The sequence below is a fragment of the Acetobacter fabarum genome, assembly GCF_040702925.2.
GTDB classification, from domain to species: Bacteria; Pseudomonadota; Alphaproteobacteria; order Acetobacterales; family Acetobacteraceae; genus Acetobacter; species Acetobacter fabarum_B.
This window is the reverse complement of sequence record NZ_JBFCXX020000003.1, coordinates 27230-47192: the sequence shown is the minus strand read 5'-3', so window position 1 is coordinate 47192 and position 19963 is coordinate 27230. Positions and strand designations below refer to the sequence as shown.

The window sequence follows — 19963 nt, the reverse complement described above, 5'->3', positions numbered from 1 at the left end:
ACCGTGCAGCCAGCCCGCCAGAGCAACATAAAAGGCGGCACGATGCCCCAGACCCTTTTTCCCGACCCTGATGACATTGCAAACGGACTGCCGGTCAAGGAGATTCTCCCCCAGCTCCGCGCGGTTCTGGCAGCAGAACCCACAGCCGAGCGCCCGGCCAGCGCCATTGTGGTAGCACCTCCGGGGGCAGGCAAAACCACCTCCATTCCCCCCGTGCTGGCAGCCAGCGCGTGGCGGAGCGAGAGCGGACGGATTATCATGCTCGAACCCCGCAGGCTGGCCGCCCGCGCAGCCGCCCTGCGCATTGCCAGCCTTATGGGGGAGGAGGCAGGCGGGTTTGTAGGCTACCGCACCCGCATTGACAGCGCCGTTTCTGCCCGCACCCGTATTGAGGTGCTGACCGAAGGACTGTTCCTGCGCCGCCTGCTGGGAGACCCCATGCTGGAGGATGTCGCCTGCGTTATTCTGGACGAGGTGCATGAACGTTCCTTAGAAGCGGATCTTGCCCTTGCGTTCTGTCTGGACCTGCAACGGACCCTGCGGCCCGACCTGCGGCTTGTTGCCATGTCCGCCACCGCCGAAACCGAACGGCTGGCCAGCCTGATGAACGCCCCCGTGCTCACCAGCGAAGGTCGCATGTTCGCGCTGGAAGTCCATCACACCAAAAAGGACATTCCCACCCTGCGCGACATAGCTCCCGCCACGGCTGCGGGCATACGGCAAGCACTGGCGGAAACCACAGGGGATATTCTGGCCTTTTTGCCCGGCACGGGGGAAATCCGGCGCACGGCCCAGTTGCTGGACGGCATAAGTGCGACTGTCCTGCCCCTGCATGGGGAGTTGCACCCCGCAGAACAGGCCCGTGTGCTGCGCTCGGCTGATAACGGGGAACGCCGCGTTATTCTGGCCACATCCATTGCGGAAACATCGCTGACCGTACCGGGTGTCCGTGTGGTGGTGGATTGCGGTTACCGCCGCGCGCCGCGGTTTGATGCCGGGGCTGGGCTTTCCCGTCTGGATACACTGCGTATTTCCAGAGCGGCGGCACGCCAGCGGGCAGGTCGCGCGGGGCGCGAGGCGCCGGGCACGGCCTACTGCCTATGGAGCGCCAGCACACAGCGCGCCATGCCCCAGCATGACCGCCCCGAAATTCTGGAAGCTGATCTGGCAGATTATGTTCTGGCCACAGCCCTGTGGGCTGATACGGTTGGAACAAATGAACCGTTACCCCTGCCTGACCAGCCCCCCGGCAGCGCGGTTGCCGCCGCGCGGGAGTTGCTGGAACAGCTGGGAGCGCTGGATCAGGCGGGGCATATTACCCTGCTTGGCAAGCGCATGGCCCAGCTTGGTACACATCCGCGCCTTGCCGCCATGCTTTTAGCGGCACGCACGGGGGAGGAGGCCGCCATGGCAGCCGACCTTGCCGCTTTGCTTGAAGAGCGTGACCCCTTGCGCCCACGCCACGCAGCGCACGGCAAGCCCCCCATAACACCTCCTGCCGATATCGGGTTAAGGCTGGACCTGATTGCTGGCGAGGACCACCCCGATGCAGACCGCGCCGCCCTGAGCCGCATAAGGCTGGCGGCAAAGCGGTTCCGCTCCCGGTTGAATGTGCCCCAGCACCTGCCCGCACAGGGCAACCCCGCCGCCCTGCTGGCAGCCGGGTTCCCTGACCGGATTGCCCTGTGCCGGGGCGAACCGGGCAGCTACCGGCTGGCCAATGGCAGCAATGCGCGCCTCCGGCGTGATGACGGGCTAAGCCCCCACCGCCTGCTGGCCGTGGCCGGGCTGCACCTGCGTACCGCAGCCGAAATACGGCTGGCAGCACCGCTGGACCTGAACGACCTGCCCTCCACCCTGCTGGCCCGTACGCAGGAACAGGTTGAAACCACGCTCGACCCCGTATCTGGCAATATTCTGGCCCGCAGGCGCACGCGCATTGGCTGCCTTGTGCTCAAGGACAGAACCGAAAAGGTCAAGCCGGAGGAAGCCGCAGCCCTTCTGCTGGTCCATGTGCGCGACAACATGGAAAACGCCCTGAACTGGACAGAAACCGTCAGGCAGTTGCAGGCCCGTGTTGCTCTGGCCCGGACCGTGCACACCCCCCCTGACTCCGCTGGCAGCACGCAGGAGGAAGAACCGGTCTGGCCCGATTTTTCCTCCCCGGCTCTGGCGCAGACTGTGGCGGACTGGCTGGCCCCCTATATGGAGGGCCGCAACTCCGTTGCCGCCATGAAGGAACTGGATGTACACACCCTGCTGCGCAACCTGCTGACATACACCCAGTCCCAGTGGCTGGAGCGGGAACTGCCAACCCACCTCTCCTTCCCCGGTGGACGGGCAGAGGTGGATTACACCCAGCCCGTACCCGTGGCCTCGGCCCGTGCGCAGGTTTTTTATGGCACGGAACAAACGCCTCTGCTGGCAGGCGGGCGGGTACCCCTGCGGCTGGCTCTGCTTTCCCCCGCCGGGCGGCCACAGGCCATTACGGCGGACCTTGGCGGGTTCTGGCAAGGCGGATGGGCGGATATGCGGCGGGACATGCGCGGCCGCTACCCGCGCCACGACTGGCCCGAAAACCCGGCCCTTGCCCCGGCAAAACCACGCCCGCGCCCAAGCTGAAGTAAAATTTCCAGAACAGCACGAGGCAGCAAGGCTTACATGCACCTGTCCTCAAGCTCTTCGAGCTTGTGCAGCGTATGTGCATCCTGCAGGTCTTCCAGAATATCCTTCAGGGTCGGCAGGAAATTATGCAAAACCCGCAGATCGTCCAGCCCCTGCGCATGGGCTATGCTGCGCTGTTTGAGAAAGTAATCCCAGAACGGGCTGCTCCCTGTCTCAAAATGTGTCTGCAGCAGGCCAAACACCTCGGCGGTCCTGCTTTCCCACTCCACATTCCTGAAACTCACGTAACGATCAAACTCTTCGGCCATATCTCTCCCCCAATATCTGCCAGACCGGAAAGGGAAGTGTGAAACACCACGCAGGCGCTGTCTGTCAGATGCCCGACATAAAACGCTTTCAGGTGTTCCTTATACCATCTCCACTGGCCCAGTTTTCAAGCAGGGAGACATCTCTCAACCGCAGATAACCCCGGCGTTCGCGCGCAAATGCGCCCTCGCGGATCATGGCATTGAATTCGGTGGAAACAGTCTGCCGGGTTGTACCCAGTAGCGCCGCCATTTCCTCCATACCCAATGCAAGCGGCACCACCTGACCCGGTTGCAATGCAATACCGGCCTGCGCCGCGCTGCGGACAACATAGCGGGCAATCCGCCCTCTGGCATGGTGGAAGGCAAGATCTTCCAGCAAGGTCATGGTCTGGCCCAGCACTTTTGCCAGACCATGAACAAGAGCCTGCTGGAATGCAGGATGGACCGCCAGCACCTGCTCCACGGCTGTCCGTCGGGCAATAAAAAGTCTGGTGGGTTCACTCGCCTGCATGTGCAACCGTGTATGGGTGCTGAACATGTCGCCCGGCCGCAGATAGGCAAGACTCAACTCCCGATCAAACGCCAGCCAGAACGCACGCATGCATCCTGTTTTGATAATAACAATATAATCCGCATCATCCGGGTGCGTCAGCAGTTGCCCGCGCTCGAACGCCACCTTCTGGAACACCCCGCGCGGCAGGTGTGACCCTTCTGTTTCCAGCAGCGCCAAAATAGAGGAGTGGGCAGGACTGTGTGGTGGCATCATTCAGACCCAAGCCGCAAATACCATGCCACATCCCCGACCCGCTCTCCCATGAGTATGCCGCAACCGGAGGAAAGGCGTGTTCAACCCGCCTTTGCACCCCACACCGTGAAAAAAAACAGGAAAACAGGCTTCGGCCCGGCAGCATGGTTGCGCAACTGCGCCAAACATGGCCTAAAGTTCATATGCTTGGCTCCAAGGCACCGCACCTCATGAACAGACTGTTGCAAGGCCTGCCCTGTATGGCCGTGGTCTACCTGTGCTGCACACCCCCACTGTGTGCTGGAGACGCGTGGGCTGGCACGCTGCCATCTTTTGCGCCCGCCACACCCCTTGTAACCTCCGGCCCGGTCAGCTTTGCCCCACTTGTGCGCAAGGTTGTGCCCGCGGTGGTCAATATTGCCGTCACGCGAGATGATTCTGCCGCAGACAGCCACCACAAGCTACCTTCCTCCGTCAAAGGCACGCCACTGGAGCGGCGTTACCGTGAACGCATGCGCCATCATGGGGATGAACTGCTGGAGGCCGGGTCCGGCTTTTTGATCGACCCCAGCGGTTTTATCGTAACCAACGGCCATGTGGTGGAAGATGCGGACACCATTACCGTCTCACTCGTCAGTGGCAAGGAGTTTACCGCAACACTGGTGGGCATGGACCCGCTGACGGATATTGCCGTTATCAAGATTACCAGCCCCGAGGCCCTGCCCTATGTGGAATGGGGGGATAGCCGACAGGTACAGGTAGGGGACTGGATTATGGCGGCGGGCAACCCGTTTGGTCTGGGGTCCTCCGTAACGGCGGGCATAGTCTCCGCCCGCGGGCGCGATATAGGAAGTAGCCCGTTTGATGACTTTTTGCAGCTTGATGCGCCCATAAACCCCGGCAATTCCGGCGGCCCGACCTTTAACCTTGCCGGGCAGGTTGTCGCACTCAATACCGCCATTGTTTCCCCTACCGGAGGGTCTGTGGGGCTCGGGTTTTCCATTCCGTCCGAAATTGTCATTCCCATTGTGGAGACCCTGCGCCAGACCGGGCACATAGACCGCGGCTGGCTGGGTGCAACGCTGGATGATGTTCTGACCCATAATGGCGCCAAGGTTACCGAGGTGGACCGCAACAGCCCCGCAGCACATGGCGGGCTCCGCAAAGGCGATGTTATTACCATGCTCAACGGGGAGCATGTGGATACCGCCCGCGCCATGATCCGCGCCATTGCCGCCGCCAGACCGGGGAGCGAGGCCGCTCTGGCCATCATGCGCAATACCCGCCCGCAAACGCTGACCATACATGTCGGCCTGCGCCCTTTGTCAGAGGATGGCGGGTTCCACTAGACCCGCAATCAGGCCGTGCAGCACAGGACCGGGCATGACCATCAGATCATGGCCAGCGGCTCCTTGCTGGCAGGGGGCGCAAAGGCGGCATCCAGTTCCGCCAGATCCTGCGGCTCCAGCCTGAGTTCCGCCGCGGCCACATTCAACCGCATATGCGCGGGGCTGCCTGCCTTGGGAATGGCGAGCACATTGGGCTGGCGCAGCACCCAGGCCAGTGCAACCTGCGCAGGCGTTGCCGCACCAAGCGATGTGGTATGCCGCGCCGCCACCCGCGCCAGCGCAGGATGAGCCAGCAGCGCACCCCCCTGCCCTATGGGAGAATAAGCCATGGTGACAACCCTGCGCTGCCTGTCCGCCTGTAGCAGGTCATACTCCACACCCCGGTGTTCCAGACTGTACAGCACCTGATTGGCCACGCACTCCCCCGGCCGGGAGCAGCCTTCAAGGTCGCGCATATCGTCGGTATCAAAATTGGAAACGCCCCAGTAGCGGATCAACCCTTCGCGCTGGAGGGTGCGGAAGGCCTCTACGGTTTCGGCCAGTGGCACGCTGCCGCGCCAGTGCAGAAGGTAAAGGTCCAGCCTGTCTGTGCCCAGATGTGTGAGCGAACGGCGGCAGCTTTGCGCAACCCCTTGGGCTGAAGCATTGCCCGGCAGCACCTTGCTGACCAGAAAAACCTGTTCACGCAAAGGAGCTATGGCCTCCCCCACCAGTTTTTCCGACCGGCCATTGCCATACATTTCCGCCGTATCCACAACCTGTATGCCCTGCTCCACCGCGTAACGCAGACTTGCTATTTCCTCCTCCCGGCGGGCGGGGGTGTCGCCCATATTCCATGTTCCAGCCCCCAATGCGGGCAGAGTTGTGCCATCTGGCAGGGTTATGGTTTGGACCATTACGGGTTTCTCCTTGTATCCTCGGGCCATCAGGCAGCATAAAACAGGGCAGGACCATGCTCTGTTCCGCCCCACGGCAAGACTGTTATAGTGGATATATGACCCAGATCGGCTTTTACCACCTGACCCGCACCAGCCTGACAGAAGCCTTGCCCATGCTGTTGACCCGCACGCTGGACAGTGGACACAAAGCGGTTGTGTGGTGCACGGACAAACCCGCGCTGGATGAACTGGACAAAACACTCTGGCAGATTGCCACCCCGCGCTGGCTGCCCCATGGCAGTGCGGGCATAGCCTGCCCCGACCTGCAACCCATATGGCTGAGCACTGGGGATGACTGCCCGAACGAGGCGCGTTTTCTGTTTTTAACGCAAAACCGGCACTGCGCGGACCCCGCCCGCTTTGAGCGGATATTCGACCTGTTTGACGGGCATGACGAAAGCGCCGTTACCGCCGCCCGCGCACGCTGGGCACAGGCCCACAACGCGGGACATGATCTGGCATACTGGCGGCAGGAAGATAAGGGCTGGAAGCGCGCGCGCTAAAAACCCGCCTGCCCGTATAATCGGGCAGACGGAAGCAGAGTATGCTCAGCCCTGCTCAAACCCGTTACGCACAAAGCGGTCAAGCAGGCGTACACCAAAGCCCGTTGCCCCTTTGGGCTGGCCGTTTTTGGCCTTGCTGGCCCAGGCGACCCCGGCAATATCCAGATGCGCCCAGGGGGTTTCGCCCACAAAGCGCTTGAGGAACTGTGCCGCGGTAATGGAACCACCAGCCCGGCCACCGCTAATGTTCTGCATATCCGCAATATCGGACTTCAGCAGCGCATCGTATTCCTTGCCCAAAGGCATGCGCCACAGCTTTTCGCCCGTAAAGGCCCCGGCATCGGCCAGCCCCACGGCCAGATCATCATCATTGGAGAACAGGCCCGCATATTCGTGGCCAAGGCCCACAATGATCGCCCCGGTCAGGGTTGCAAGGTCCACCATAAGGCGCGGAGCAAACCGGTCCCGCGCGTACCACAGCACATCAGCCAGAACCAGACGGCCCTCGGCATCGGTATTGAGCACCTCAATTGTCTGGCCAGAGGCGCTGCGCACCACATCCCCCGGACGCTGGGCCGTGCCGGACACCATGTTTTCCACCAGCCCCACAACACCCACAGCATTGACCGGGGCCTTGCGCAGCGCAAGCGAAGCCATAAGCCCGGTTACCGTTGCGGCACCGGCCATGTCCCACTTCATATCTTCCATACCGGCGGCGGGCTTGATGGAAATACCACCCGAGTCAAAGGTCACGCCCTTGCCAATAAAGGCTACGGGAGCATCCCCTTCCTTGCCGCCATTCCAGCGCATGACCACCGTACGCGGCTCATTGGCGCTCCCCTGCGCCACACCCAGCAGGGCACCAAAGCCCAGTTCGGTCATGGCGGCAACGTCAAGCACCTCTACCTCCAGCCCATGCGCACGCAGGGTTGTGGCGCGCTCGGCAAACTCGACCGGATTGAGCACATTGGCCGGTTCGCTCACCAGATCACGCGTCAGCACAACGCCGCGAGCGACGGCCTGCAGGGACGGCCAGAGGTCCTCTGCAGCACCCACATGCGCGCCCAGCACGGACAGTTCGGCCAGCACGTGTTTTTTGTCGTCTTCTTTTTTGGTCTGGTAGAGGCCAAAATGGTAGGCGCCCAGCACGGCGCCCAAGGCCACATGGGCGGCCAGCGCGCCAGAAAAATCGCCTACAGCCACAGCCGCTTCTGGCGCACGCGCCAGCAGGGAGGCCGCAAGCCCGCCTGCCTTTTCCGCCACCCATGCGTCCACATCACCAGCCTTGCCAATGCCGACCAGCACAATGCGTTCAAAACTGTCAGATGGCGCCAGCACAACACAGCTTGTACCGTCCTTGCCCTTGAACCCCTCTGCCTTGGCCGCACGGCTGAGAGCGCCCTGCGTTGCGGCGTCAAATGTCTGAAAAACAGTTGGGTACGCATCCCCTTCGGGCACCAGAATGGCCAGCGCCCCGACCGTGGGCTCTACCTGAGTGGAAAATGCAATCTGTAGCATGATTTGACCAATCTCCCTGAAAACCACATCTATTCTGCCTAAGTCCCCCACCCTGTCTTGGCAATAGCCAGAGCCACCCCCACGCCCCGATTGCACGATAAACACCAACACCACACCACAGGGCATGACGGCGGCCCCAAGCTGGCGTATGCTACGCCCATGAGCACCCTTGCAGATACAGACCTGCTGGCCCTTGCCGCCAGACTGGCCAATGAAGCCGCCGAAATCATCCGCACCATTCGCGCGCGGGGTTTTGAGACCGTGACCAAAACCGACTCCTCCCCCGTAACGGAGGCGGACCACGCGGCAGAAGCCCATATTCTGCGTGGACTGCGCGCAGCCACACCCGATATTCCCGTTATTGCGGAAGAAGAAGTTGCCGCAGGTCTGCAAGCCTATGCCACCCCGGCCTACTGGCTGGTGGACCCGCTGGACGGCACACGTGAGTTTGCCGCCGGACGGGACGATTTTACCGTCAATATCGGCCTTGTCCGCAATGGCCACGCCGCACTGGGGGCCATGGCCCTGCCAGCCTACCACCAGCTTTATACGGGGGGGGTGGGTCTGGGTGCGCACCGGCTGGACAAAAACGGGCTACAGGTTATTCATGTCCGCACGGCTCCTGCTGAAGGACTGAGCGTTCTGGCATCCCGCCATCATGCGGATGATACCCGTCTGGCCGAATACCTGAATGGCAAAAAAATTGCACATCTGGGCAATATCGGATCGGCCGTAAAGTTTGCCCGCGTAGCGGAAGGACTGGTTGATCTGTACCCCCGCCTCGGCCCCACCATGGAGTGGGACACAGCCGCCCCGCAGGCCATTGTGGAAGCCGCGGGTGGCCAGATTACGCTGCTGGATGGCTCCCCCCTTGTTTATGGCAAAACAGGCTGGAAAAACCCTCCCTTTGTCTGTACCGGAACGCTATAAACAGGGCAGGCCAACCGTAGCCCCTTTACGCAGGGGTCTCCTGTTGCCAAAACATTGTAGCCTCACTGATCGGCCTACGGATTGCGCCCTGTTGCCATGAGAACACCATGACCAGACGTCTGGATGCCACCCAAAGCGGCATTGCCACTGCTGCCAGCATTCTGCGGGCTGGTGGGCTTGTGGCCTTTGGCACGGAAACGGTTTATGGCCTTGGGGCAGACGCCAGCCAGCCACAGGCTGTCGCGCGGATTTTTGAGGCCAAGAACCGCCCGCGCTTTAACCCGCTGATCAGCCATTTTGCCAATGCACAGGCGGCATTTACGCAGGTGGTGCCCAATGCCATGGCCCACAGGCTGGCGCAGGCGTTCTGGCCGGGGCCACTTACGCTCATTCTGCCCCGCGCGCCGGGGGCAAGCATTAGCGATCTGGCGGCAGATGGCCTTGCCAGCCTTGCAGTGCGCGTACCCGCCAACGCCACAGCCCTCGCACTGCTGGAACAGGCGGACCGCCCCATAGCCGCTCCTTCCGCCAACCGCTCTGGCCGCATCAGCCCCGTGGACGCAGCCCATGTGCTGGAGGAACTGGACGGCCGGATAGACGCCGTGCTGGACAGTGGCCCCTGCACCGTGGGGGTGGAAAGTACCGTGGTGGACCTGACAGACCCGAACACCCCCACCCTGCTGCGCCCCGGTGGCATAACGTTGGAAGAGCTTGTCGCCATCTGCCCGCACATAAGCCTGCCGCAAACCGCAAGTGATGTAGCACCACATTCCCCCGGTCGCATGGTCTCGCATTACGCGCCACACCTGCCTGTGCGGCTGAACGCCTTGCAGGCCCAGCCGGACGAGGCCCTGCTGGCGTTTGGCACCACCCGCCCCACCCTTGCCCCGCTGGTATGGAACCTGAGTACCACTGGAAATCTGGAAGAAGCCGCGGCAAGGCTGTTTACCGGCCTGCGCACACTGGACCACGCAGGGCAGGCCCTTGGGTTACGTCGCATTGCCGTGCAGCCCATACCCCAGCACGGTCTGGGCCGTGCCATACAGGACCGCCTGAACCGCGCGGCAGCCCCCCGCCCGCAGGACGGAACAGAAGACATGGCACCATGACCGAGATTGATCCCAAGGAACTCAAAATCCTGTCGGACATTCTGGCGCTGGTGCTTGAAGACCACCCCGGCCAGTCGGACACGGCCCTGCAGGCCCTGCGCAACCGTGCCCGCAAGAACAGCACAACCGGGGGAGCGCTCAAAAACCTGTTCCAGACCATTGCGGTCAATCCATCCAAGGTCAAAAGCACAACCCGCCAGACTGGCACGCGGGCATCGGCCAGCAAGCCCAGAACAACGGATATGCCGGACCAGTACCGCGTACAGCTGCGCGAAATGGCCGACAGCATTACCCGGCTGGACCGCAACCTGCGTGTTGCCCACTCCCAGAACGAAACACTCAAATCCGAACTTTATCTGACCCAGAAATCCCGGGCGGAACTCCAGACCCATCTGGCGACACTTCAGGCCGCCAAACGTGTCCAGAAGCCGCTGACCATTGCCATTGGCCTGCTGGTTGGCATGCTGGTGGGGGTTGCGGGGTCGCAGGCCGTGCATGCCCTGTGGCCTGCGCCCCCGCCGCCGGCCCATACTATGGCCGACAACACCCATTATCTTTACTGACGGGTCACCCGCCCGCGCGTTCAATTTTGTCTTTTTATGCTTTTGCAGGGAAAACCAGAGCCATGCCACAAACGCCCCTCCCCCCGTCCTTACATGATGCGCTGGTGCAGATCCTTGGCCCTTCGGGTGTTCTGACCAACCCTGCGGATACAGAACCGTTCTGTGTGGACTGGCGCGCCCTCTACCACGGCCATTGTGCCGCAGTGCTACGCCCGGCCAATACCGAGGACTGTGCCAAAGCCGTGGCCCTGTGCCACGCACACAACGTGCCCATGGTGCCTCAGGGAGGCAATACCAGCATGGTAGGGGGAGCCACCCCGGATTCGAGCGGGCAGGCTGTTGTCATTTCCACCACCCGCATGAACCAGATCCACACGATTGACCATGCGGACCTGACCATGACCGTGGATGCAGGGGTCACCCTTAAAGCGGCGCAGGATGCGGCAAGCGCTCAGGGGCTATTGCTCCCGCTTTCCATCTCGTCCGAAGGATCGGCTGATATTGGCGGGATTCTGGCCACCAATGCAGGCGGCAACAATACGGTGCGCTACGGCAATGCACGCGAACTGGCTCTGGGGCTACAGGCCGTGCTGCCCGATGGCAGTGTGCTCAACCTGATGCGCAAGCTCCGCAAGGACAACACAGGGTATGCGCTGCGCCAGCTTCTGGTTGGTTCGGAAGGCACGCTGGGCATTATTACGCAGGCGGTCATCCAGCTTCAGCCCGCCCCACGCTCGCGCGAGACGGCACTCTGCGCAGTGGAAAACCCGCAGGGTGCACTCAACCTGTTTGCGGCCTTCCGCAAGCAGGACCCTTCCGCCATTCATGCGTTCGAGTTCATGTCCGGCACGTCCATGGCGCTGGTCAATACGCTGATTGATGGTGCCGCCCTGCCACTGGAAGCCCCGGCTCCGGCCTATGTGCTGGTGGAACTGGCCAGCCCCCGCGCTGATGACAGCCTGCGCAGCCTGATGGAAGATGTGCTGGGAAGCGCGCTGGAAAACGGGCTGGTAACTGACGCCGTTCTGGCCGAAAGCGAAAGCCAGCGCCAGAGCCTGTGGATGATCCGCGAAGAGCATGCCGAGGCACAAAAACGCGCAGGGGCATCGGTCAAGAACGATGTCTCCGTGCCACTGGCGGCCATACCGGAGTTTATTGAAGCGGCCACCAAAGCCTGCGAAGCTCTTATTCCGGGCATTCGGGTTGCGCCCTTTGGCCATATTGGCGACGGCAACATCCACTTTAATCTGGTGCAGCCCGAAGGTGCGGACCCCGCAGCATTTCTGGCGCAGGACCACGCCATGATGGATACGGTGGCTGAAATCGTGCGCAAACTGGGCGGGTCTTTTTCGGCCGAACATGGGGTCGGCCAGCTTAAAACCTACATGATGCCATCCTGGCGTGGAGGTGCGGAACTGCACACCATGCGCCGGATCAAAGCCGCACTGGACCCGCAGGACCTTATGAACCCCGGCAAGGTTTTACCCCCCGCCCAGGCATAATCCGTTACAGGACCGGGGGCATGACAACCCATGCCTCCGGTCCATTCCGGCACGGGCCTGTGGCCCACACAGGCATAAACACTGCCCCCGCACGCAATAAGGGCTTTATTACCCCCGTGAAGAAAAAGACAGTGTTGGATACCAAAAGCACAGTATTTGTAAAATAAAAGCAGGCAGAACAATCAGGCCGGGGTCAAACCCCACCATGAGTATTGCAAGGCCCGTGAGTATAGGGGCCGCAGCCCGTTCAACTCTGGCCCCCTGTGGTGTATTGCACGCCAGAACGGAGCACACGCCCCCCACACCCAGCGCCACGGCAGCCATAACCGCATAAAGCGGGTGGCTTGTGGCCTGCGGCACCAGACCGTCATGCACACTGGAAAGGGAGGACAGATCAGACGACCAGCCCGCCAGCCCGAACAGGAAGCTGAATGGTAGCACCAGCACGCCAAACACATCACGCAGCAGGCCGACAAACCCCATGACAACAGGGGGAAGCACAACACACGCCACCCCCAGAGCCACGTCCAGAACCAGAAGGGCCAGAGTAGGGGTGGCCGTATTATTTTTCATACCAGAAAACCCTCTGACGCAAGGTCAGGGATTAATCCTTCCACCACTTGACGGGCTGGGGCTCTTCCCCATTCTCCTCAGCGTCAACCTGCTCAGGTTCCTTGCGGGGGCGGCCACGCGGTTTGGCGTCCAGTTGCCGACGCAGGGCGGCTATTTCGGCCTCCTGCTCTTCTATCTGGCGGCGACCGGCGCGAATTTCGCGCCCGGCAAGAGCCAGTTCGGCTTCCCGTTCGGCCAGTTTGTTTTTCTGTTCGGCAATCAGGGCATCAGCATGGCCGATGCGTGTCGTCAGCCCACGCTGGACAGCCTGCATGTCCGCCAACTGGCGGTCATTTTCTTCCGCCCGCAGCTTTTCTTCCGCCAACTGGCGGCGCAGGCGGGAAAGTTCGCTGTTGTCTTCTTCATTAAAATGCACAGCGCGGGAAGTGCCTGCAATCCGTGGTGCGGCAACCGTACGCGGCGTTGTGCGCGCAAGGGAATGTTTTTCCACCTGCACCTCACCATCGCGCACGAAGCGGCGGCGCTTGTTGTTGGCATTCTCGACAGCAGGACGGGGTTGCGGAACAGCGGGGGAACGGGGGCGGGCGGAATGTCCAATACGCTCAAGCGCATTGCGCATGGACGCTTCTTCAAGCCCTTCCTCATGATCCCTGTCGACTACGGGGGCAGAGAGAAAAGATGATGTATTCATGAATTCAGATGTCACGTTTCAGATATATTATGGACTGTATTAAAAGCTGCCAGAAAACCAATTGTGTTTTTATGGCGCCCGTACAGGACAGATGCAAAGCATCTATGGTCATAGCCGGACGGTATAATAAAAACAGAGATATGGCCGCAGCACCGGCAGCAGGGTATTTTGCACACTGCCACGCAGGCAATGTCTGCTGTGGTCCTCCATAACATATCCCCCCTCTTTTTCCAAGAGGTTGTACAGCGGGGCGCTATTTTTCGCCTTCTGGCACGGGTTGCCACACAATATCCGTCTGTCCGTCATGGTTGAAGTGACGGGCCAGCACAAAAAAGTAATCGGATAATCTGTTCAGTATTTTCAGCAAAACCGGATTCACCTTTTCTACCCGCGCCAGAGCCACCATGCGGCGTTCGGCCCTGCGGATCTGTGTGCGGGTCATGTGCGCCATTGCCGCTGGCACGGAACCACCGGGCAGTACAAACCCGTCAAGAGGAGACTGGCGGACCCTTAGTTCCTCTATCCTGCGCTCAAGCACCAGCAGGGCAGCCTCCTCCACACGACGGGCGCGTGCGGCCATGGGGCCGTCTTCAGGCAGGCAGATATCGGCTCCCATATCAAACAGCAGATTCTGCACCTCTGTCAGCTGCCGGGCAGCGCTGCCATCTGCCGGAATGTGCGCCTGCACCAGACCGACCATGGCATTGATCTCATCCAGCGCACCCAGAACTTCTATACGGACTTCGTCCTTGGCAACGCGTGACCCGTCACCGAGCGATGTCTGCCCGCCATCTCCGCCACGGGTTACAATTTTATCAATCCGTATGCTCATACCCCGGGCTCCTGATGCTGACCTTTATTCCTGTATTCGTACAAATCGCACCACCTTACCCGGTATTGCAAAGACTAAAATCGGGAACAGACCATGCCGTCCTATTCCCGTTTGTCACAGACGCGCCTATACAGCTTTAATGATGTTGACCGGACCTTTCATGACACGTCTATGGCGGATCTGTGGTGCACTCCTTGTTGCCACAGGGACTATTATGGGCGCTTTGACCGCACACCTGCCCGATGCGCATTTTGCCGAAGGGGGGCGGGTCATGGCGCGTAGCGCCATGGATATGCAGATGTGGCAGGGCATTGCCCTGCTGGTTCTGGGGCTTGGGCTGGCTGAACGCACCAACCGCATCTTCATCGCAGGGGGCAGCGGGGTACTGGTGGGCACGCTCCTGTTCTGTGCCGGTGTGTACAATACGGCTTTTACCGGCCACCATGGCAGCCATATTGCCCCTATTGGCGGCAGCATTCTCATTCTTTCCTGGCTGGTGCTTGCCGCAGGCTGGGTCCGCCGGTCATGAGTACCTCCATACAGGGCGCATGGCTGGCAGCGGACGGGCTTAAACACGTTTTGCAAGAGGACCTGCTGCTCCGTGGAGTGGAGGTTGCGGCATGGCATGGCATGCTTGCCCTTTCCACCCACAAGGCACTCTACTCCCCCTGGGCGCTGGATATATGGACTGACCCGCAACGCGCCAGCATTACCTCCATCCGCAATGCGTCAGACACGCTGCGCGCCATCCAGCGCAACTGGAGCCTGTATGCGGTGGACAACTTCCGCCGCTCCGGGCTGATTGTGCAAAAACTGCCCCCGGTCAAAGCCGCACCTCTGGTTTTCCCCACCCCCGCACCGACCAGCCCACTTGGGGCATGGACCTTGCTGGACACCTCCTCCTTGCTGTTTTCGGCCACAAAAACCAGTCCGTTTGTCAATGGCGCACCCGAGTTTGTGGAAAACCGGACAGACCCACCTTCCCGCGCCTACCTTAAACTCTGGGAGGCCTGCACCCGGCTGGGCCGCTGGCCCACTGCGGGGGAGCGGTGTTATGATCTGGGCGCCACACCGGGTGGGTGGACATGGGCACTGGCAAGCCTTGGCGCACAGGTAACCGCATTTGACCGCGCGCCCCTTGCTCCATCGGTTGAGGCCATGCCGGGCGTAAGCTTCCAGCAGGCCAGCGCATTTGGGCTGGACCCAAAGCAGCTCCCCGCCACGGACTGGGTTTTTTCTGACATTATTGCCTATCCTCAGCGCCTGCTCCGCCTGACCCGAGCATGGATTGATTCGGGGCAGACCAAAAACATTGTGCTGACAGTCAAGTTTCAGGGTGAAACAGACCATGAAACCGTGGCTGCCTTTGAAGCCATACCCGGCGGAGCACTCGCCCATCTGGCGCATAACAAGCACGAACTGACATTCTTCTGGTCACAGGAGGCAGCCGACAAAGGCGTATCCCCCCTCCCCACCACCATAACCTAAGCGTGCACAAGCCGGGCTGGCTATAACGCCCAGCCCATGTCGTCACATGTCTAGCGTCTGGTCCGCCTGTGGTGGAGCAGGCGTTCAGCGCCATGCACCAGCAGTACGGCAAGCACAAAACACAGCACGATCATGACAACCGCAACGGTCTGCTGGGCCTGCGCCTGACCGTTGGAAGCCAGAAAACGCAGAATATCCCCCCCGGTGTGTCCGCCGGTCATGGCATCAAACCGGGGCAGAACACTCAACACCCAGCGCAGCAGAAAAACCAGAAGGGCCGTAAGCCCGATTGTGACCCCTGTCTTGATTACGGTCAGCCGGATGCTGCCTTCATCTTGCGCCATAGGGTTACAGGCGGTCTGCGGACTGCTGGTCCATATGCGCCTGATGCTCCTCCACCGAAGCCTTCAGTCCCGGCACGTCCTGCGCCACCAGCGTATCCACGTAAGTGTTGTTCTTCCACACCCAGCGGTCCGAGCCATCGACCAGAATATCGCGCAGGCCCCCATGCGTTGTGGGCAGCAGTTCAATAGGCCCGCTTACGGAATCCAGCACCTTGGTCCATGCCCCGTTGCGCTTGACATACACATCTGTCGAGCATCCGGCGGACCCGCACAGGCTGGCTGCCTGCACCTGCACAAACAGCGCCATATTCGCACCGTTGGCAGACAGGGGGGCTGACCCCACAAGCACGAGCGGTTTGTCATTATGCCGGGCGGCGGCGGCAAGGTCATCCGCGTTCAGCTCACGCGCGGCACTGTCCAGCGCACTGCCGCGCTGGTCAGTCAGGGCCACGGGATCGGTTTTGCCATGGGTGAATGCGCCCTGCCGGGCAGGCTTTGCGCCCAGCACCTGTGCTGCGCCAAAAACACCGCACGGCAGGGCAGACAACCCTGCCAACACACAATACAACCCTACACGATGCCTCAAGCGCACATTCCTTGTTTTACCAGACCAGAGTAGCCCCTTTGTGGAGTAGAGCCCAAGCATGCCCGAGCAGACAAGCCAAAATACCACGCCAGAACAGCCCCGGCACCCAAAGCCCGGCCTCTACCGCCATTATAAGGGAGGATTGTACACGCTTCTATGCGTAGGCCGCCACAGCGAGACGGAGGAATGGCTGGTCACTTACCGGTGCGAGTCACAGGGAACCTACTGGGTACGTCCGCTGGACATGTGGCTCCAGACAGTTCAGGGCGTGCCACGTTTTGCACTAATCGAGGATAAGCCAGAGCAAACCCGTGGCGCGTAAGGACACCCCCTCACACGCCACGGACCGAACGATCTAGCCTGCCTGCCCGGCAACCTGGGCAATAATCTCTTCCACAATATCCGGATCGGACAGGGTGGAAAGGTCGCCCAGATTGCTCAGGTCGTGCGAAGCGATCTTGCGCAGCAGGCGACGGACAATTTTGCCAGAGCGGGTTTTGGGCAGGTCCCGCACAACGTAAATCTGCTCCGGCACCGCATAACGGCCAACCCCATCGGCAATGGCGCGGCGCACGGCGGCGGGGTCCAGCGTCCCTTCAGTACGGGGCACAACAAACACCACCAGCCCCTGCCCCTTCAGGTCATGGGGCACGCCAACGGCGGCACTTTCCACCACCTCGGCATCGGTTGCCACGGCATCTTCAATTTCCGCCGTGCCAATCCGGTGGCCAGAGACATTCACCACATCATCCACGCGGCCCGTGATCCAGAAATATCCATCTGCCTCACGCCGCGCGCCATCGCCCGAAAAGTAGCGCCCCGGACAGGTGGTAAAATAGGTCTGGCGGAAACGCTCATGGTCCCCCCACAGGGTCATGGCCTGACCGGGCCATGAGCGGGCCATGCACAAAAGGCCATCCCCCGCCCCCTCAACCTCCGTCTGGGTCTGTGCATCCACCAGTACGGCGTTTACACCCGGCAACGGCAGGCCTGCGGCCCCCGGCCGACCCGGCACCTGCCCGGCACTGGAGGTCAGCATGACCCCCCCGGTTTCGGTCTGCCACCATGTGTCCACCACGGGGCAGCATGCCTTGCCGACCTCATCATGGAACCATTGCCATGCCTCGGGGCTGATCGGTTCGCCCACCGTGCCCAACACGCGCAGGCTGGACAGGGAGCGGCTGCGCACCACATCCGCATCCTCGCGCATGACAGCCCGCACCACGGTAGGAGATGTGTAAAAGACACTCACATTGTTGCGGTCGATCACATCCCACCACTGGCCCGGCTGCGGCCATGAGGGCAGGCCCTCATAAATCAGGATTGTCGCGCCGTTACACAGCGGGCCGTAAACAACATAGGTATGCCCGGTAATCCAGCTTGTATCTGCCGTGCACCAGAAGACGTCGTTCGGCTGGGCGGCAAAAACCACCTCATGCGTATAGGACGCCCAGACCAGATACCCCCCCGTGCCATGCACAACCCCCTTGGGCCGCCCCGTGCTGCCCGAAGTGTACATAAGAAACAGCGGGTCACACGCATCCATGACCTCGGGCGGGCAATCCGGAATCTCCATCGCCACTTCCGCAGTGTAGGACAGGTCCCGGCCGGGCTGCATGGGCACTTCCGTACCCGTAACAGGCACCACCAGCACATGGCGCACGGTACAGGCCGCACCGCAGGCCAGCAGGGCCTCGTCCATGGTCACCTTGCTGGGAATGGACTTGGCCCCACGCCGGGCCACGTCTGCGGTAATCACCACAGCAGCGCCGCTGTCCATAAGCCGCTCGGCCAGCCCTTCGGCCGAAAAACCGCCAAACAGCACAACATGGATCGCACCAATCCGCGCGCAGGCCAGCATGGACACCACGCCCTCGGCCACCATGGGCAGGTGAATGGCAACACGGTCCCCCTTGCCAACGCCCAGCCTGCGCAACGTATTGGCAAGGCGGCAGACCTGCGCATGCAGTTCACGGTAGGTCAGGACCAGTTTCTGCCCGTCATCCTGCCCTTCCCAGATCAGGGCGGCCTTGTCGGGCTGGGTCAGCACGTGGCGGTCAAGGCAGTTTTCGGCCACGTTAAGCTGGCCATCACCGTACCAGTCTACGCGCACATCGCCGTTAAAGTCGGAACGGGAGGCGTGAGAAGGCGCTTTATGCCAGACCAGTCTGCGCGCCTGCGACAGCCAGAAGGCCTCCGGATCGCGTTGCGCACGCTGCACTTGATCAAGGTAGCGATCAGAGACACCTGTCTCCGTCGTGCAGGGAATATTTTCTTCCACTCGGACTGGTCCTTTCATTTACGTTCTTATTTTGCACCCGAACCAGATGGTCTTTGACCATATCACGCCGTCAGAGGAAAGACATGCACACCCCTACAGGCACATAAAGTGACCGGGCAGGCATAAAAAAAGGCTGGCCACAGCAGTGACCAGCCTTTTTTGTTATGCCGTTTTTATTCCACACCTTCATTCCGGTTGGCACGGAACAAGGACCTGACCCTGTTATTACAGAGCAGCCTTGGCACGTTCGAGAACGGCCTTGCAGGTCTTCTGGCGCAGCGGCAGGGTTGCCATTGCCACGGTGTAGGTATGGTCGTTCAGGCGAATCTGGCCCGCGGAGCCGATCGCATAGAACATGTTGCCATCCGCACCATCGGACACGGCATTGGTCTTCTTGTTGTATTCAAGCAGCGTGCGGAAGGCGTCGTCATAATCCGGCACGTATTCGTTCTGGACGCAGTAGTTCAGCAGACCTGCGTTTTCCTTCGGGTCAATGGAGGCCACATAACCCGATGGGTCCACGGTTGAGAGGAGAGACTTATCCCCCCCGCGAATGACCGGCATGGTGAGGGTCTTATCCTCTGCATGAGCAAGTACTGGCACGGATGCCAGCACGGACGTGGTAAGGGCTAGCGCCGACAAGGCACGCACGGCAAACAGTTTCATTCAGAATCTCCCAAACGGAATATGCGCCAAACTGCCCCGTAACCCCCGCAAAGATCAAGCAGCCCCCGCGCGCACAAAAAACATGGCAGCCCACAGTCCTGTCCATGTGGAGCAGCACCATGCCTGTCATAACAGAAACGGCGCCCTGCCGCGCCACCATGCCGCTGGACCCTGCGCGCCTATGCAAACAGGCCATAAATGGTACGATAACCCACCGGACATAAAATAAGGGTCTTGAAACATTACGATATTATCTTTGTCTTCTGTAATTTTGCTGGCCCTATGCCGCTTTTACCCAACTCAGCCCGCCTTCATGACCAAACCGTGCCCTGACAGGGAAATCCGCCTTCCACCAGACGCTCCGCACCAAGCTGGCGAGAGTGTTTTCCCGCCCGATCAGGGGGGCATCACG

General features: G+C 61.0%; 21 protein-coding genes. 10 read left to right on the top strand and 11 right to left on the bottom strand.

Going from position 1 to position 19963, the window contains the following annotated elements; translation table 11 throughout:
* The first annotated feature begins 42 nt into the window (after positions 1 to 42).
* Positions 43 to 2622 carry an ATP-dependent helicase HrpB gene (gene hrpB / locus AB2L51_RS03885; RefSeq protein ID WP_395581114.1) on the top strand — a complete coding sequence of 860 codons (2580 nt, stop codon included), beginning with the start codon at positions 43 to 45 and terminating at the stop codon, positions 2620 to 2622.
* A 35-nt stretch (positions 2623 to 2657) separates the two neighbouring features.
* On the opposite strand, the gene cowN is transcribed toward hrpB, so the two are convergent.
* On the bottom strand, positions 2658 to 2933 hold the full coding sequence (gene cowN, locus AB2L51_RS03880) for a N(2)-fixation sustaining protein CowN (protein WP_395581113.1): 276 nt from the start codon (positions 2931 to 2933) through the stop codon (positions 2658 to 2660).
* 88 nt (positions 2934 to 3021) lie between these two features.
* Positions 3022 to 3699, bottom strand: coding sequence for a Crp/Fnr family transcriptional regulator (locus AB2L51_RS03875; RefSeq protein WP_395581112.1), 678 nt, complete (start codon positions 3697 to 3699; stop codon positions 3022 to 3024).
* Between the two features lie 209 nt (positions 3700 to 3908).
* Between AB2L51_RS03875 and AB2L51_RS03870 the strand changes: the two genes are divergently transcribed.
* Positions 3909 to 5027 (top strand): S1C family serine protease, encoded by a 1119-nt coding sequence (locus AB2L51_RS03870; RefSeq protein ID WP_395581111.1) that lies wholly within the window; start codon positions 3909 to 3911, stop codon positions 5025 to 5027.
* A 41-nt stretch (positions 5028 to 5068) separates the two neighbouring features.
* On the opposite strand, the gene AB2L51_RS03865 is transcribed toward AB2L51_RS03870, so the two are convergent.
* Positions 5069 to 5923, bottom strand: a complete 855-nt coding sequence (locus AB2L51_RS03865) for an aldo/keto reductase (RefSeq protein WP_395581110.1) — start codon at positions 5921 to 5923, stop codon at positions 5069 to 5071.
* A gap of 98 nt (positions 5924 to 6021) precedes the next feature.
* Here AB2L51_RS03865 and AB2L51_RS03860 point away from each other — a divergent pair, with 98 nt between their 5' ends.
* Positions 6022 to 6468, top strand: a complete 447-nt coding sequence (locus tag AB2L51_RS03860; RefSeq protein ID WP_395581109.1) for a DNA polymerase III subunit chi — start codon at positions 6022 to 6024, stop codon at positions 6466 to 6468.
* 45 nt (positions 6469 to 6513) lie between these two features.
* Here the strand turns inward: AB2L51_RS03860 and AB2L51_RS03855 are convergent, their stop codons facing one another.
* On the bottom strand, positions 6514 to 7986 hold the full coding sequence (locus AB2L51_RS03855; RefSeq protein WP_395581108.1) for a leucyl aminopeptidase: 1473 nt from the start codon (positions 7984 to 7986) through the stop codon (positions 6514 to 6516).
* A gap of 159 nt (positions 7987 to 8145) precedes the next feature.
* Here AB2L51_RS03855 and cysQ point away from each other — a divergent pair, with 159 nt between their 5' ends.
* From cysQ to AB2L51_RS03835, 4 genes are all read left to right on the top strand, one after another.
* The gene (cysQ, locus tag AB2L51_RS03850; RefSeq protein WP_395581107.1) at positions 8146 to 8916 is read left to right on the top strand and encodes a 3'(2'),5'-bisphosphate nucleotidase CysQ; all 771 of its coding nucleotides are present in this window, start codon (positions 8146 to 8148) and stop codon (positions 8914 to 8916) included.
* A 107-nt stretch (positions 8917 to 9023) separates the two neighbouring features.
* Positions 9024 to 10025 (top strand): L-threonylcarbamoyladenylate synthase, encoded by a 1002-nt coding sequence (locus AB2L51_RS03845; RefSeq protein WP_395581106.1) that lies wholly within the window; start codon positions 9024 to 9026, stop codon positions 10023 to 10025.
* Complete coding sequence (locus AB2L51_RS03840) at positions 10022 to 10588, top strand: hypothetical protein (protein WP_395581105.1); 567 nt, start codon at positions 10022 to 10024, stop codon at positions 10586 to 10588. Before AB2L51_RS03845 ends, AB2L51_RS03840 begins: the two co-directional genes overlap by 4 nt.
* Before the next feature lie 62 nt (positions 10589 to 10650).
* On the top strand, positions 10651 to 12090 hold the full coding sequence (locus AB2L51_RS03835) for an FAD-binding oxidoreductase (RefSeq protein ID WP_395581104.1): 1440 nt from the start codon (positions 10651 to 10653) through the stop codon (positions 12088 to 12090).
* 108 nt (positions 12091 to 12198) lie between these two features.
* Here the strand turns inward: AB2L51_RS03835 and AB2L51_RS03830 are convergent, their stop codons facing one another.
* From AB2L51_RS03830 to AB2L51_RS03820, 3 genes are all read right to left on the bottom strand, one after another.
* A complete protein-coding gene (locus AB2L51_RS03830) occupies positions 12199 to 12663 on the bottom strand; it encodes a hypothetical protein (RefSeq protein ID WP_395581103.1) in 465 nt (154 codons plus the stop codon).
* A 31-nt stretch (positions 12664 to 12694) separates the two neighbouring features.
* Complete coding sequence (locus AB2L51_RS03825) at positions 12695 to 13354, bottom strand: hypothetical protein (RefSeq protein WP_395581102.1); 660 nt, start codon at positions 13352 to 13354, stop codon at positions 12695 to 12697.
* Between the two features lie 253 nt (positions 13355 to 13607).
* The gene (locus AB2L51_RS03820) at positions 13608 to 14186 is read right to left on the bottom strand and encodes a cob(I)yrinic acid a,c-diamide adenosyltransferase (protein WP_395581101.1); all 579 of its coding nucleotides are present in this window, start codon (positions 14184 to 14186) and stop codon (positions 13608 to 13610) included.
* A 160-nt stretch (positions 14187 to 14346) separates the two neighbouring features.
* Here AB2L51_RS03820 and AB2L51_RS03815 point away from each other — a divergent pair, with 160 nt between their 5' ends.
* The gene (locus tag AB2L51_RS03815) at positions 14347 to 14715 is read left to right on the top strand and encodes a DUF423 domain-containing protein (protein ID WP_395581100.1); all 369 of its coding nucleotides are present in this window, start codon (positions 14347 to 14349) and stop codon (positions 14713 to 14715) included.
* Positions 14712 to 15674, top strand: a complete 963-nt coding sequence (locus AB2L51_RS03810) for an SAM-dependent methyltransferase (RefSeq protein WP_395581099.1) — start codon at positions 14712 to 14714, stop codon at positions 15672 to 15674. Before AB2L51_RS03815 ends, AB2L51_RS03810 begins: the two co-directional genes overlap by 4 nt.
* Before the next feature lie 50 nt (positions 15675 to 15724).
* Here AB2L51_RS03810 and AB2L51_RS03805 read toward each other — a convergent pair whose 3' ends face one another.
* Positions 15725 to 16018 (bottom strand): hypothetical protein, encoded by a 294-nt coding sequence (locus tag AB2L51_RS03805; RefSeq protein ID WP_395581098.1) that lies wholly within the window; start codon positions 16016 to 16018, stop codon positions 15725 to 15727.
* Between the two features lie 4 nt (positions 16019 to 16022).
* On the bottom strand, positions 16023 to 16526 hold the full coding sequence (locus AB2L51_RS03800) for a hypothetical protein (RefSeq protein WP_395581238.1): 504 nt from the start codon (positions 16524 to 16526) through the stop codon (positions 16023 to 16025).
* 136 nt (positions 16527 to 16662) lie between these two features.
* Between AB2L51_RS03800 and AB2L51_RS03795 the strand changes: the two genes are divergently transcribed.
* Complete coding sequence (locus AB2L51_RS03795; protein ID WP_395581097.1) at positions 16663 to 16926, top strand: DUF1653 domain-containing protein; 264 nt, start codon at positions 16663 to 16665, stop codon at positions 16924 to 16926.
* 33 nt (positions 16927 to 16959) lie between these two features.
* On the opposite strand, the gene acs is transcribed toward AB2L51_RS03795, so the two are convergent.
* On the bottom strand, positions 16960 to 18903 hold the full coding sequence (acs, locus tag AB2L51_RS03790; RefSeq protein WP_395581096.1) for an acetate--CoA ligase: 1944 nt from the start codon (positions 18901 to 18903) through the stop codon (positions 16960 to 16962).
* Between the two features lie 207 nt (positions 18904 to 19110).
* Positions 19111 to 19551: a DUF2501 domain-containing protein gene (locus AB2L51_RS03785; protein ID WP_395581095.1), complete on the bottom strand. Its 441-nt coding sequence runs from the start codon at positions 19549 to 19551 to the stop codon at positions 19111 to 19113.
* Positions 19552 to 19963 lie beyond the last annotated feature (412 nt).